The sequence below is a fragment of the Carnobacterium sp. FSL E2-0243 genome, from assembly GCF_038003605.1.
Classification (GTDB): domain Bacteria; phylum Bacillota; class Bacilli; order Lactobacillales; family Carnobacteriaceae; genus Carnobacterium; species Carnobacterium maltaromaticum.
The window spans coordinates 2,949,698-2,962,676 of record NZ_JBBOPM010000001.1 but is presented as its reverse complement, the minus strand read 5'-3'; the positions used below and the strand labels follow the sequence as shown (position 1 = coordinate 2,962,676).

Below are 12,979 nucleotides of genomic sequence, written 5' to 3'. Positions count from 1 at the left end.
TGAGTTTTAAATCAATTAAACTATGGTACAATAAAATGGTCTTAAATAAAACTTAATTAATCTAAAAAATAGATAAAGCTTAGTTCAATACAATAGAACTTGTTAGATTTAGTTTTTTTAGAAAACAGTAAGGTGTGAAATAAATGGAAAATGAGTCCGCAATAAAATTATGGAGTAGTTTTCGAATGCAAAATAGCCAAGCACCAGAAACTTGTGAAGCTTGGGCATTTGGTGATTCTAAGGAAATGGCAGATGAACTTAGTGGGCTAGTATTAGAAGGGTTAAAAACAGCAACAAGTAGTGCGTTTGAAGTTTATCAAGTCGAAAATGAGCCTATTCCAACTGAGGGATCTTATTCAATTATATTAGATGGGAATCAAGAGGCGGTAGGAATTATTCAAATTCAAAAAGTGACAACGTGTGCTTTTAACCAAGTTACTGAAGAGCTTGCAATTGCAGAGGGTGAAGGCGATCGAACATTGGAGTATTGGCGCCGTGTTCATGAAGAGTTTTTTAGACGCCATTTAGCAACGTATGGTTTATCTTTTAATGAAGAGATGCTTATTGTTTGTGAACAATTTGAATTAGTTTATGCAGCTTAGGTACAAAATTATTTAGGAGGTAGGAAATCAATTGAATTTAAAACAGATGGTTGGAGAAAAAGCAGCAGAATATGTTAAAGAGGGTATGGTTGTTGGTTTAGGAACAGGTTCAACAGCCTATTATATGGTTGAAGCTGTTGGGAAAATGGTTAAAGAAGGTTTAACTATTACGGGTGTGACTACATCTAACAGAACAGCAGAGCAAGCTAAAGCTTTAGGTATTCCTTTAAAAAGTGTTGATGAAGTTGATCATATTGATATTACTATAGATGGATCAGATGAAATTAGTTCAGATTTTCAAGGTATTAAAGGCGGAGGTGGTGCGTTATTATTTGAAAAAATAGTTGCCACTTATTCTGACAAAGTAATCTGGATTGTAGACGAAAGCAAAATGGTTGAAGAACTAGGAGCATTCCCACTACCGGTTGAAGTAATGGAATACGGTAGTTTACAATTGTTCCGTTTATTTGAAGAAAAAGGCTACAAACCAGCATTTAGGCTAAATGAAGAAGGACAAAAATATGAAACTGATGGTGGTCATTTATTAATTGACTTACATTTGAATGAAATCAAAAAACCTTTTGAATTAGCTGAGTTTTTAGATGGTTTGACGGGTGTTGTAGAACACGGACTATTTTTAGATTGTGTAAATACTATTATAGTTGGCTATACAGATGGTCCTAAGATAATCGAAGCACGTTAAAAATATAGAAAAACTTGTAAAAATGACCACCATTTTTACAAGTTTTTTATACATACAATAAGTTAGAATCTGTCGTCTAGTTATGAAATATGATAGAATAAGTAAACGTTGGAAATAGTTGATCAAAGGGGGACTAGCAAATGAATGAGAAGTTGACTAAACAGGCTAATGGGGAAATTAAAGTATCCTTTGAATTGAATTTAGAAGCTAGTTTAGAAGATGTCTGGAATTTATTAACAACAAATGAAGGGTTAGCTCAATGGTTCCACGAACTTGAGGTTGGTGAATTAGGTGAAGAGGGTTATTTTAATTTCATTATGACGCCAACAGAGCGCATTAAAATGCCCATTCTAAAGTATGTAAAGAAAACAAAAATTGGATTTGAATGGGATCAAGATTCCGTCTTATTTCAACTTGAGCCTTTAGATAATGATAATGTTAAATTGATTTTTAGTGAAGAACTAAAAAATATAACTGAACATACACCTCGGGATATAGCAGGTTGGAACCTGTGTTTGCGTAGAATTCAACTTGTATTGATTAAAAAAATTGAAACACCTGTTAATCAAGATGAATTCGATGAACTAGTTGGAAAATATAAGAGCGAGTTAGTTAAATTAGAGGGAAATTAGGACTCTAAATACAGAAGAATAATGTTTTGAATCATAAAAAAAAGACAGTAGAATGTGCTTCTTATAGACAATTAGTTAATAAATAGAAAGTAAAAGGGTAGAAGAAAGATATGAATTCAATTGAATTAACATTTAAATTATTCAAGGAACAAAAAATATTAGATGCAAAACAAGAGGTCACTTACTTAAAAAATTCTTTCCTACATGATGTTGTTAATCAAGTAGCCAGGGAGTTAGTAGGAAACCAATCAGATAATCATGAATTAAGTGATGTCCACTATCCAGACTGGTTAAATTATCCCAGTGATTTGACTAAACAAGTTTTAGTTGAGTTCAATTTTGATGGAGACGAATCAGATTCAGAAATGATAGCGAAAGTTGCGGATAGCTATGCTCAAAATTTTATGGAAAATAATCCTAGCTTAGTTGTATATCAAATATTTACATTATCAGACAAACATAAAGTTCAACTTTTTTTGAATTTTTTTGTGCAGTTTGGTTATTTAAATAAACGTTTTTTCGCTATTAGTTTGGCTGAAGCTATTGATAAACAAAAGACTAGTCGTAATTTAAGCATTATTGAGTGGAAAAAGAAGGAACTGAGTGAAATAGACTCACTTCTTCACACTGAGGGAACTACACAGGTGATTCAAATTGAGGAAGATGAAGAACAGACTAGAAAGCTACCAACGAGGCAAAAGGTGGCCTTATCTCAACTCCAATTAAAATTAGATGACTTGCTCACTGAAACAGTTGATTCTACTGTTGAAAAACAAGACGATAGCATGGAGAAATCTGGAACTAATAGTCATTACAATGCAAAGTCTAATTCAGGAAGGAATCTTACTCAAACAGTCAATGCCAACGATAATGAATTGTTTATAGCAGATAAAGAACTAATAACAACTTTAAACTTACAAATTCTCCGGTTAGAAGAATTAAATAGCAAACTGGAAAGAAAGCTTATAAAAGCTGAATCAGAAAAAAGCAAAACGGGAAAAATTGTAGACAACAAAGAAAATGATGAAATTGGTTTACAAGATGAATTCCACCAGAAGTTGCTAACTTTACAAACAGAAAATAACCAACTGATTAAGAAAATAGCGCAAATAGAAAATGAAAGATCAGATTACAAACAGGAAATAAAAGTAAAAATCGAAGAATTAATGTTACTGAACAAAAATTATGAAAATCAAATTACTGAATTAGTCCAAACCATAAAAATTAAAGAGGGTCTTTTAGCTGATTTGAAAGAAAAAAATAAAAAATTTAAACAAAAGAAGAAGATAGAAGGTCCTATAACATTAGTTAAACCCTCTCATTTACAGAGCGATGAAGAGAAAATGGAGATGTCATCTTCTATCAGTGAACAGAATGATCTTTTAAATGATTTTCCTGAGCCAGATTTTGAAGATATGACTAAGAAAAAAATTAGTAGCAAAGAGTACAAAGAACTGATAAAAACCGTTGGATATATAGAACATATCTGGTCTATTTATCAAACAAAGCTTAAAAATATGCCAGTTGAAAATATGAAAGAACAGATTGAGCTAGAAGTATTATTCGAGCATATTGACGAGGCTGCAGTTGAAACATTTATTTTTAGCCATGAGTTATCCGAAATTAAAGATCAGGTTATGATTAAAAATTCTGTTTTACTAGGGAGAAGTACAGTAGTTATAAACAATTATGATTTGCAATCTCTCCGTTATATAGAAAAACAATACTATTTAATGAATGAAGCTATTAAAGAATTGAGTAAGGTAGAGGTAAAAGAGAATAATTAATTCATCAAAAAAATTCCTGCTTAAATTTAAGCGAGGAATTTTTTTGATTGTTAAACTGAGTTTAGTAGTTCGAATAAACGGTATGTTTGATAAAAAAGTTAGAGATTCGATCTATTTAATCCCTTTTTTTCTTTTTTTATCATCTAAAATTACTTTTAAAGCTCTTTTTTTTGTTTTAATGTTAGGACTTTTTAAGCGACGTCTAGCACTAGATAAATCAATTTTTTCAGCCATTAATAAACACACCTCCATAATAAATGTTAAGGCTTTTTTTTCTTAGTTAAATAATAAGCCATGATGATTGCTGTGATTGGAATAATTAAAACAGCACTGATTCCGATACAAAAAATAGAAATTGCTTCAGAAGCAAAGACTTTTGAATTGATAATGCGACCAAATGAATACGATAAATCTGTAAACCAAATAATCAATGCTAAATAGCTTCCTAGAAAAGCAAAAAACAATGTATTCGTCGTAGTTCCTAAAATATCTTTGCCAATATTCATACCTGATTTAATGAGTTTTGTTCGGCTAATGTCAGAATTATGCAGAAAGACTTCATTCATAGCAGAAGCTATTGCCATTGCAGTATCCGTTATAGCACCAATCATACCCATAATAATGGCACAGATGCCTATTTGAATAAAGTTAATATCAACATATAAGGAGAAAGCTCCTAGTTCTTCAATTTCTTCCATGCCAAACCCCTGAGTATGGGTATGGTAGCTAGCTAAAAAAACAAAAATTAATGAAAATAGTAAGGTGAGTAAAGTTGCAATAAATGCTGAAATAGTTTTTACTGACCATCCATTAATATAAAATAAATTGATACAACTGATAAGAATACAGGCACCAAATGTAATGAGCAAAGGTGATTGGTTGAGAGTTAATAATAAAATTGTACAAAAAAGAATAGCAAAGTTAAATAGTAACGCGATGAAGGAACGAGTCCCTTTTTCACCTCCAATTAACTTCATTAAAACAAATAATAAAATAGCCAACAGAACTAAAACATTTATCATTTTTTTCGCCCCCTCTCAATAAAAAAGAGTGAGGTATATAAACCAATTGGAATGGTTAGAACAATTCCAATACTGCCAGCTAAAGCCCGAGCGATTTCTAACGAAAGGGTCATTGAAATTGTATAACCCCAAGCAGCACCATTTTTTAAGTACAATAAAATCATAGGAATAGCACCACTAACATAAGCAAAAAAGAGGATGTTGATCATTGTACCCATAATATCCTTACCAATCTCTAGGCCTGACTTAATCAACTTATCGGAAGAAATATCCGGGTCTTTTTCATATAATTCATACATAGATGAAGCCATTGTGATGGCAATATCCATGACTGCGCCTAATGAACCAATTAAAATGCTTGCCAAAAATATTCTTTGTGGTGAGCGAGTAATGAAGGCCATTTCTTCATAACGTAGGCCTTTTTCATTGGTTATATGAAGAACGAAGGCAGCTATTAGAAACGCACTAAAGGTTCCCAATAAAGTCGCAATAATCGCCGTATAGGTTTTGGGATGATTGCCACTAACAAGGAGTAAAGAAATAGGTGTAAATAAAAGAACGAGTAGGGCACAAATTGGTACCAAACTAGAACTATCTAACTGAGTGTAACAATACATAGCTACTAATAGAATTAGAATATTTACAATTAGACTAACTGCTGAAAGCAAGCCTTTTTTTCCTCCAACAGCAACTAATACAAGAATGAAAACACAAGCTAAAAGCGCTACGAATTTATCACGCTTCACCTCTTTAATTATTCCTGTTTTAGAGTCGTTAGTAATGGGTTGTAAAAATACTTCATCCCCAACAGCAAAATGATAATCATTCGCACCAGATAAAGAATAAGTGTTTTCAATGAGCAACTGTTTGTTTTTATAAGTACCATTCATGATTGTTACCGTTAAATCTTGTGAAAATAGTTGTTTCTCATTTCCGTTATTTGAGTCAGAAACAGAGTTGTTATTTTCTTTTATCGCTGTTATTTTCCCAATAGGAGTCGTATAAAACTCATAGTTTGTGTGAACAAATAAAAGTAGAGCTGCACTACAAATTAAGACTAAAAGGACGGTTATTTTTTTAAAATTCATACTAGCTTTCATTTTTTGTCCCTCTTTTTATATAAGACTAGGATAATACATCCTAGTCTCTTTTTTACAATTTTATTTAATTGTCTTTTTTAATGCTTTCAAGTTAGCTTCCATTACTTTAATATAATCAATGCCTTTGTCTTGATCGCTTTGTGAAACACCCTCAATGGGACTAAGCACTTCCAAGACTGCACCAGTTCCACTAGCTAGTGTTTTGGCAATTTTTGGAGAAGCACTATTTTCAAAATAAATAACTGAAATATTGTTTTCTTTAACAAAATCACTTAGTTCCGCCAGTTTAGCAGGACTTGGTTCTAAGTCTGGAGACAAACCTGAAATGGCTACTTGCTCTAAGTTATAACGGTTAGCTAAATAAGCGAAAGCCGTATGTTGAGTCACAAACGTTCTATTTTTAGCATCTTTTAACTCGTTTTCAAAATCTTTATCTAGCTTTTTCAATTTTTCAATATAGCTAGCAGCATTTTTTTCATAACTATTTTTGTTGACATCATCTGCTTTAACGAGGCCGTCTTTAATCGTCTGAACTTGTTGTTGAGCAATTACTGGATCCAACCAAATATGAGGATCAAAAGCATGGCTGTGTCCTTCATGATCATGCTCATTAGTATCAGAACCTTCTTCAGCGTCATGATGATCAGTTAGAATAATCTTGTTGGAGTCAGTTTCTGCTACAACTTTTCCAGAAGCATCAATTAGTTTTGCGCGAATTTCTGTATTAGCTAATTCTTCACTAACCTTTAGAGTGAGTGAAGCTTTGGTTTCATTTTTTATTTCTGTAAATTCAGTTTCAGTTGCCTCTTTTTTAAACCATTGATAATGGTCAAAAGTTAAATTATCAGGAGCATGCCCTTCCAATTCAATCGTGTCACCTGTATGATAATGATCTTTTAATCCGTGGAGATGAAAATGTGGCTCTTCTTCATGCTCATCGGTATCATGATGATGTTCTGAATCTTCTTCCGAATGTTCATCAGAACCAGCTAATAAAGGGATATTTTTACTAGCATCAATGACTGTAGTTTTTTTCGAATCAATATTTTTTAATACACTTGGAACCCACGTCTCCATATATTCACTATTGTAAATAAAAACATCAGCATCAGCAATTTTCGCAATATCTTTAGCGCTAGGTTCGTAATCATGAGGTTCAACGCCAGCTTTCATAAGCATGGTTACATCTGCATGCTCTTTAGTCACATTTCTAGTGAAATCATACATTGGGAAAAAGGTTGTAACAACCTGTAATTTTGTTTTTTCTTGTGGAGCACTCGTTTTTCCTGGTTGAGTACATCCAACCACTACTAAGATAACAACTAATAAAGGTAACAACAATTTTAACTTTCTAGATATTTTCATTTAATAAATTCCTCCTGAATAAATAATTGCTTTATTTTGTTTCTCGATAAAGGGCCTTTTTTCTTAATTTAGGTGAATATTTCATCAACTCGATACGCTCGGGATTCGTGCGTTTATTTTTAGTCGTATGGTAATTGCGTTCACCAGTCTCGACACACTCTAAAATGATTTGAACTCGCATGTATACTCCTCCTTATCTAGTTTAACGATAGCTAACCTGTAGAATCAACTATTCAAAACGTAATGATTACGATTGAGAATTAAATTTAACATAGCTCATTGAATACGTCAAATACTTTTTTTATTTAGTGATGGATTCAGTTAAAGAAATTAAAGTTTTTAAGCTTGCTTTTTTTTAAAAGAAGGTGTATCTTTAAACGTAATCGTTTCGATTTGAGAAGGAGGAGTAAATAATTTGGCAAAAAAATCTAAAATTGCTAAAGCACGCAGACAACAAGCAACTGTGCTTAAATATCAAGATTTATGTGAAGAACTAAAAGCGAGTGGAGATATAGAAGCTCTAAGGAGATTACCTAGAGATTCAAGTCCAACTAGGCTTAGGAATAGAGATTTAATCGATGGAAGACCGAGGGCATATATGCGGAAATTCGGCATGTCACGAATTCATTTTCGTGAACTTGCACATAAAGGCCAGATACCTGGCGTAAAAAAAGCTAGCTGGTAATATAAGAGCAAGGTAGAAAATGGCTTATTTTCTACCTTGCTCTATTTATTTTATACGCAACAATTGCTTATTTAAGTAAATGTGTTAGATTAAAAGTAGTGAAAAGAGAAATGAGGGGAAACCAATGAAGAAAACGAAGAAGGGACCGTTAGTGATTGCTATCTTTTTTTTGCTTGCTTTATATAGTGGGATTTTTTTATCCTACAGGAAGGGGAACTTAAACCAAGCAATTGCAGATTCAACATGGGTTTATCAGACAAGTGAGGGGATACATGGTGAAATAAAATTTTTAAAGAATCAGCGAGCAAAGATAGTAACAAGTGAGGGGACAAATTATTCTGGAACATATCAAGTAAATAACTATAGTAGAGGGATTATAATTAAGACTAAAAAAGGCTTACTTGAACTATCTATTATGGATGAATACAAAGAAAATAAAGGGTTTGTTGGAGCAATTAAAATGGTTAACGAAGAAGAATATACAAGCGTTGATTTTTATAAAGAAAATAGTCAAAATAAATGATGAAGAGAGACGATCAAAATAATTCTTTATTTTTCCTTATAAGAGTTAGAAAAAAATAAGAAAAAAACCATAAAAAAGGCACAGTTACTTGCTAAACTAAGTAGTAAGATTAATTGGATTGTTAACTCAATTGGTAGAGTACGTGGGTTTTAGCTCATAGGGTTACGGGTTCAAATCCCGTACAATCCGTTCTATAAAAAAAGCTGAGAATTTTCGGTCTCAGCTTTTTGTTTCGTTACAGAAATTGCCGATTCACGAAGGGGTATTTCTTGTAGTAAATCATACATGAATTTAATTGAGTTCGCTAGAGATTTAAAATCTACTATTAAATTAGGATAAAATGAATAGTAAAAGAAAAAACACAGACATCACCTTTGTAAAATTGGATGTCATGTGTTTTTTGTGCAGTAAGTGTTCTTTTTTTTGAAAAAGGAGACGAGTATTGGAATAAGGGATAAAAAAATAACAAAAAGTAGGACAATTGAAAAATGTTCTGCTATAAAAGGTACTCTTCCTAAGAAAAATCCAGATAGACAGCAGAGAGAGACCCAAATTAAGCTGCCAATAAAGTTATTAAAAGCAAATATTTTTAAAGACATTTTGCTAGCACCTGCAATAAAAGGTGTAATAGTCCAAACAAAAGGCATTAAACGAGCGAATAAAATTGTTTTACCACCATACTTATAAAAAAAAGCAATAGTATCCTGTACTTGTTGCGGTTTTAAAATATGCCGAAAGAAGGAATTGCTAAGAAAATCCAACCCTAATTTTTTTCCAATAGAGTAGTTGATACTAGCACCTATAAAATTAGCTGCTGAAAATGTAAGAATTAACCATAAAAGATTTAATTCATTAGGTAAAGCTGCGATTGCTCCAGCTGCAAATAATAATGAGTTCCCTGGTAAAAAAGGGAAAATAATAAAACCAGTTTCAATGAAGACGATTAAAAATAAAACTAAGTAGGTCCAAAACCCATAATGATTGACAAAAGTATTCAGATGCTCATCAATCGTGAGAAAAAATTCAATCCAACGAGTCAAAAATTCCATAGTTAATTAAGCTCCTTAAGGTTTTTAGCCCAATTAGAGAGCTTCTTATCCGAATTTTCCTTGTACAAGTTAGTGTAACAAAATTAAGTCAGTAATGATACTCCTATCATTGACTAAAACTTTAAAATAGAATTTTTTGACAAAGTAGTCAGAGGTTAGTTGAAAATAAATAAAAGTAATCTATACGAAACAAGAAAAAAGAAGTATAATAGAGGAGCAATTCAACAGGTTTTAAATAACTGGATGTATAGATAGTTAAATAATTTTTTTATTGCTATAATCATTTTTTTTAGTTATATTACGATTGAAAAATAACGCTTATTTGTATTTTTGGGGGTGGCGACATGGGTGATGGGAAAATTTCAGATAACATTATTACGATAATGTCTAAAAATGTTTTTAGGTTTTCAGAATACTGGTATTCTAATTATATCGTTAAGAGTTTGACTAAAAAAGCAGAAGATAGGACAATTTACATAGAAAAATATCGTGGACCGATTGTTTCCACAATAACGAATGGAATTAAGGCAATTGATAGCAAAAGAATTGATGCAGACTCGTACTTGAAAATGGGAAGAGACCATTTTTATTTAGGATTAAGTTTAGTTGAAATGGAAAAGAATCAAGTCCTAATGGAACAGGCCATCTTTGATTTTTTACAAATTGAGAAAAAACAAAATAATGCTGCTATTACAGACAAGGAAATTAATGAATATTTACTTGAATTTCGGCAATTGAATAATACAGTTACACCCTTAATTATTGAGGGCTATTTGGAAGCAGCTAAGGAAAGTAAATCAGAACGTTGAAATAAGTGAGCGAATAACTTTGATTTTTTCCTTTTTAAAGGTAAATTTAGATAGTTTATTAAAAAATTGTGTCGTTTTTTTGAAGATGCTTATTTTATACTGTTCATCAGTCTGTTTTTTTGAAAAAAAGAGGATGCTTAATCTTATAAATAGAAAAAGAGAAGATAAGAACCTATATTTTTGAAAGAATTTAAGTTATACTAAAATTATTAAATCAATAAAAGGAGAGTTGTAATGACAACAAAAAAACAAAAAAATAAAACTAAAAAAAGCAATATAAAAAATAGAATTATAAATACTGTGGCAGTACTACTTTTAATAATTGGCTTATTTCTGATATTCTTAAATCCAATTAAAGATTGGTTAGTTAAGAATATGTCTAACAATAATAATGTTTCAACTGTAACAGCTGCTCAAATTAAAAAGAACCATACTCGTGATGGAGAATTTGATTTTTCTCAAGTCGTTGATTTGGACGCTGAAAATATTATCCGAGCGCGCTTATATCAAGATGACATGGCGGTAATTGGGGGAATTGCAGTTCCTGATGTAGCTATTAATCTGCCAATTATTAAAGGGATATCTAATTACAATTTAGCTGTCGGTGCTGGAACAATGAAGCCTGATCAAGTTATGGGTGAAGGAAACTACGCTTTAGCAGGTCACAATATGATTGATAAAGGCTTATTATTTAGCCCATTAGATAAACTTGCTATGGGTGATGAAATTTATTTAACCGATTTGGAATATGTGTATGTTTATAAAACTAGCTTTATTGAAACAGTTAATCCTGATCGAGTGGATCTAATCGATGATGTTGAGGGACAAACTTTAGTAACTTTAGTAACTTGTAATCCAGATGGGTCAAAAAGATTAGTTGTCCAAGGTACCTTTGAGAAGAAAGTACCTATGAAAAAAGCAACAAAAGCGATGAAAGCTGCATTTGATATTGAGAAGAATACGTATTAATTTGAAAGACTTAGCCCTATTTGTTAGTGGCTAAGTCTTTTTTTGATTTTTGTAAAGGAAACACGCTGTTTAGTCTCTAAATTAAGCCTATTAAAGCTCTTTTAAAAGAATGGCTAAACGTTCTTGGTCAATCAAGTTTGGATCTAGTTTTTTGAATGAATTAGCAATTGTTAGACTAGTAGGAGGTAAAACTGGATTAAAATAGAGTACTTGCGTTTCAAAAGCAGAAAAAACCGCTTGCTGTACATCCTGATTTTTATGGATCAGTAGTTCCACCAGCCAATTAAAGTACCAGACTTTATCAGGTTCTGTTTCAAAACGAGTAAGCAGTTGGCTAATATCATCGTCAGAGCCTAATAAAAAGCTGTGATTTGCCTCAAGTCGAGACAAAATTTTTTCTTCATTTATATCTGGTGGAGCTACTTGTAGTAAATCTAGAAAAGTAGCAAAATTATCTGCTATGGTTAGCCATTGATCTGTATCCATATCTATATAGCGAATACTAGGTTCGCCATTTGTTACATTTGAATAATCAAATGCCCAAAGTTGGTCATCGTTTACACTGAAAAAAATTAAATATTCAGGTAAAGAAAAAGTTTTATGATAATGCTCTTGGAATAAAATACTGGTTCCAAAATCTTCATGCAGTCCAAATAGGTAATGAATACCAACAGAATCTAATCCATCTCGAGTAGGCTCAGTAGTGGGCACTAAATTAAAAGCCAAATAGCCACCGTTTTGTTCATCTAATAAATTTAAATAAGAAACAGGTAAATCTTGGATGCGGTAATTTTTATAGAAAGACTGACTAGGAATAGAAATAGCAGGAACTGTAAATAAGTTATGCTTAATAAAATACATTCGTATACTCCTTACATTTTAGTAGTTTTAATAAATAAGATGAAGAGTTAGTTGTATTTTAGCATTAAGCTAGAAACGAAAGCAAATCGGTTAAAGGCAAAGGTGTATGATTTGAATTAATAGAGGTAAAAAGGTATACTTGTTAAGTAAGTAACAAATAATAAAAAGTTTTAATTGTCTATAAATAGTTAATTCTAGATGGACAATTGCAATGGTTTAGTTTATAATTATTATAAAGTGATAATTAATTCAATTAAAAACAGGAGGATGATTTATATGCAAAAAACAAATATTGATGTTAAAGGAATCTTAAACAAATTAGTTGCCAACCACGGTGTGTTATACACTAAGTTACATCAACATCACTGGTATGTGCAAGGTGCTAGTTTTTATACATTACATGAGAAGTTTGAAGAATTATTTGGTAGTGTCGATTCCAATAACGATGTGATTGCAGAGCGCCTAATCGCAATCGGTGGTCAACCATTCTCAACTTTATCTGAGTATTTAGAACATGCTTCAATTGAAGAAAAACCGTACACTAAAAAAGTTTCAGCTGAAGACATGGTAGCATCAGTTGTTCATGATTACCGTATCTTACGTGATGAGCTAGTTGAAGGTATTGAGTTGACTGGTGAAGCTGGAGACGATTGCACACAAGATATGTTAATTGGGTATAAAACAGAAATTGATAAAAATATTTGGATGTTACAAGCATTCTTAGGTCAGTCACCATTAGAAGGCGAATAATAATCAATAAAATGTAATTTATGAAGTGTGTTCTTGGAGCTTTGAGAAAAAGTTTTTGAGAACGCACTTTTTTTAATTTTTGACAGAAATGTTTCATTCTTAAAAAAAGGTCAAGAATTATT

16 protein-coding genes are annotated in these 12,979 nt (G+C 31.8%); 9 read left to right on the top strand and 7 right to left on the bottom strand.

What is annotated here, in order from left to right; all coding sequences use genetic code 11:
- The first annotated feature begins 143 nt into the window (after positions 1 to 143).
- The 4 genes from MHI00_RS14080 (at position 144) to MHI00_RS14065 (ending at position 3,724) form a co-directional block, all read left to right on the top strand.
- The gene (locus MHI00_RS14080; RefSeq protein ID WP_041555002.1) at positions 144 to 602 is read left to right on the top strand and encodes an ASCH domain-containing protein; all 459 of its coding nucleotides are present in this window, start codon (positions 144 to 146) and stop codon (positions 600 to 602) included.
- A gap of 31 nt (positions 603 to 633) precedes the next feature.
- Entirely contained in the window at positions 634 to 1,305 is a 672-nt protein-coding gene (gene rpiA / locus MHI00_RS14075; protein WP_035064555.1) for a ribose-5-phosphate isomerase RpiA, read from the top strand.
- 140 nt (positions 1,306 to 1,445) lie between these two features.
- Complete coding sequence (locus tag MHI00_RS14070) at positions 1,446 to 1,937, top strand: SRPBCC domain-containing protein (protein ID WP_015075521.1); 492 nt, start codon at positions 1,446 to 1,448, stop codon at positions 1,935 to 1,937.
- Positions 1,938 to 2,047: 110 nt separating this feature from the next.
- The gene (locus tag MHI00_RS14065; protein WP_341114403.1) at positions 2,048 to 3,724 is read left to right on the top strand and encodes a hypothetical protein; all 1,677 of its coding nucleotides are present in this window, start codon (positions 2,048 to 2,050) and stop codon (positions 3,722 to 3,724) included.
- Positions 3,725 to 3,835: 111 nt separating this feature from the next.
- On the opposite strand, the gene MHI00_RS14060 is transcribed toward MHI00_RS14065, so the two are convergent.
- Genes MHI00_RS14060 through rpmG form a run of 5 tightly spaced genes read right to left on the bottom strand, consistent with a single transcriptional unit; the run spans position 3,836 to position 7,392 of the window.
- Positions 3,836 to 3,958 carry a putative metal homeostasis protein gene (locus tag MHI00_RS14060; RefSeq protein WP_010054487.1) on the bottom strand — a complete coding sequence of 41 codons (123 nt, stop codon included), beginning with the start codon at positions 3,956 to 3,958 and terminating at the stop codon, positions 3,836 to 3,838.
- A gap of 26 nt (positions 3,959 to 3,984) precedes the next feature.
- Positions 3,985 to 4,746: a YibE/F family protein gene (locus MHI00_RS14055; protein WP_015075523.1), complete on the bottom strand. Its 762-nt coding sequence runs from the start codon at positions 4,744 to 4,746 to the stop codon at positions 3,985 to 3,987.
- The gene (locus tag MHI00_RS14050) at positions 4,743 to 5,846 is read right to left on the bottom strand and encodes a YibE/F family protein (protein ID WP_057001667.1); all 1,104 of its coding nucleotides are present in this window, start codon (positions 5,844 to 5,846) and stop codon (positions 4,743 to 4,745) included. Before MHI00_RS14050 ends, MHI00_RS14055 begins: the two co-directional genes overlap by 4 nt.
- A 60-nt stretch (positions 5,847 to 5,906) precedes the next feature.
- A complete protein-coding gene (locus tag MHI00_RS14045) occupies positions 5,907 to 7,211 on the bottom strand; it encodes a metal ABC transporter substrate-binding protein (RefSeq protein ID WP_341114399.1) in 1,305 nt (434 codons plus the stop codon).
- A gap of 31 nt (positions 7,212 to 7,242) precedes the next feature.
- Positions 7,243 to 7,392 carry a 50S ribosomal protein L33 gene (gene rpmG, locus MHI00_RS14040; protein WP_010054493.1) on the bottom strand — a complete coding sequence of 50 codons (150 nt, stop codon included), beginning with the start codon at positions 7,390 to 7,392 and terminating at the stop codon, positions 7,243 to 7,245.
- Between the two features lie 234 nt (positions 7,393 to 7,626).
- On the opposite strand from rpmG, the gene rpsN reads away from it, so the two are divergent.
- Both rpsN and MHI00_RS14030 read left to right on the top strand, forming a co-directional pair.
- Positions 7,627 to 7,896, top strand: a complete 270-nt coding sequence (rpsN, locus tag MHI00_RS14035) for a 30S ribosomal protein S14 (protein ID WP_341114396.1) — start codon at positions 7,627 to 7,629, stop codon at positions 7,894 to 7,896.
- 124 nt (positions 7,897 to 8,020) lie between these two features.
- Positions 8,021 to 8,419 carry a hypothetical protein gene (locus MHI00_RS14030; RefSeq protein ID WP_010054499.1) on the top strand — a complete coding sequence of 133 codons (399 nt, stop codon included), beginning with the start codon at positions 8,021 to 8,023 and terminating at the stop codon, positions 8,417 to 8,419.
- Positions 8,420 to 8,808: 389 nt separating this feature from the next.
- Here MHI00_RS14030 and MHI00_RS14025 read toward each other — a convergent pair whose 3' ends face one another.
- Positions 8,809 to 9,468 (bottom strand): VTT domain-containing protein, encoded by a 660-nt coding sequence (locus MHI00_RS14025; RefSeq protein ID WP_035064540.1) that lies wholly within the window; start codon positions 9,466 to 9,468, stop codon positions 8,809 to 8,811.
- 344 nt (positions 9,469 to 9,812) lie between these two features.
- Between MHI00_RS14025 and MHI00_RS14020 the strand changes: the two genes are divergently transcribed.
- Positions 9,813 to 10,277: a hypothetical protein gene (locus MHI00_RS14020; RefSeq protein WP_010054501.1), complete on the top strand. Its 465-nt coding sequence runs from the start codon at positions 9,813 to 9,815 to the stop codon at positions 10,275 to 10,277.
- Positions 10,278 to 10,511: 234 nt separating this feature from the next.
- A complete protein-coding gene (locus MHI00_RS14015) occupies positions 10,512 to 11,246 on the top strand; it encodes a class A sortase (RefSeq protein ID WP_010054502.1) in 735 nt (244 codons plus the stop codon).
- A 90-nt stretch (positions 11,247 to 11,336) separates the two neighbouring features.
- On the opposite strand, the gene MHI00_RS14010 is transcribed toward MHI00_RS14015, so the two are convergent.
- Positions 11,337 to 12,107, bottom strand: coding sequence for an SMI1/KNR4 family protein (locus tag MHI00_RS14010; RefSeq protein WP_341114388.1), 771 nt, complete (start codon positions 12,105 to 12,107; stop codon positions 11,337 to 11,339).
- 276 nt (positions 12,108 to 12,383) lie between these two features.
- Here MHI00_RS14010 and MHI00_RS14005 point away from each other — a divergent pair, with 276 nt between their 5' ends.
- Positions 12,384 to 12,857: a Dps family protein gene (locus MHI00_RS14005; RefSeq protein ID WP_010054504.1), complete on the top strand. Its 474-nt coding sequence runs from the start codon at positions 12,384 to 12,386 to the stop codon at positions 12,855 to 12,857.
- The last annotated feature ends 122 nt before the right edge of the window (positions 12,858 to 12,979 follow it).

What these genes read in the sequence shown, in the direction of transcription:
- MHI00_RS14080 (WP_041555002.1), top strand. Translation starts at nt 144, where the DNA reads ATGGAAAATGAGTCCGCAATAAAATTATGGAGTAGTTTTCGAATGCAA.
- MHI00_RS14070 (WP_015075521.1), top strand. Translation starts at nt 1,446, where the DNA reads ATGAATGAGAAGTTGACTAAACAGGCTAATGGGGAAATTAAAGTATCC.
- MHI00_RS14065 (WP_341114403.1), top strand. Translation starts at nt 2,048, where the DNA reads ATGAATTCAATTGAATTAACATTTAAATTATTCAAGGAACAAAAAATA.
- MHI00_RS14060 (WP_010054487.1), bottom strand. Translation starts at nt 3,958, where the DNA reads ATGGCTGAAAAAATTGATTTATCTAGTGCTAGACGTCGCTTAAAAAGT.
- MHI00_RS14055 (WP_015075523.1), bottom strand. Translation starts at nt 4,746, where the DNA reads ATGATAAATGTTTTAGTTCTGTTGGCTATTTTATTATTTGTTTTAATG.
- MHI00_RS14050 (WP_057001667.1), bottom strand. Translation starts at nt 5,846, where the DNA reads ATGAAAGCTAGTATGAATTTTAAAAAAATAACCGTCCTTTTAGTCTTA.
- MHI00_RS14045 (WP_341114399.1), bottom strand. Translation starts at nt 7,211, where the DNA reads ATGAAAATATCTAGAAAGTTAAAATTGTTGTTACCTTTATTAGTTGTT.
- rpmG (WP_010054493.1), bottom strand. Translation starts at nt 7,392, where the DNA reads ATGCGAGTTCAAATCATTTTAGAGTGTGTCGAGACTGGTGAACGCAAT.
- MHI00_RS14030 (WP_010054499.1), top strand. Translation starts at nt 8,021, where the DNA reads ATGAAGAAAACGAAGAAGGGACCGTTAGTGATTGCTATCTTTTTTTTG.
- MHI00_RS14025 (WP_035064540.1), bottom strand. Translation starts at nt 9,468, where the DNA reads ATGGAATTTTTGACTCGTTGGATTGAATTTTTTCTCACGATTGATGAG.
- MHI00_RS14020 (WP_010054501.1), top strand. Translation starts at nt 9,813, where the DNA reads ATGGGTGATGGGAAAATTTCAGATAACATTATTACGATAATGTCTAAA.
- MHI00_RS14015 (WP_010054502.1), top strand. Translation starts at nt 10,512, where the DNA reads ATGACAACAAAAAAACAAAAAAATAAAACTAAAAAAAGCAATATAAAA.
- MHI00_RS14010 (WP_341114388.1), bottom strand. Translation starts at nt 12,107, where the DNA reads ATGTATTTTATTAAGCATAACTTATTTACAGTTCCTGCTATTTCTATT.
- MHI00_RS14005 (WP_010054504.1), top strand. Translation starts at nt 12,384, where the DNA reads ATGCAAAAAACAAATATTGATGTTAAAGGAATCTTAAACAAATTAGTT.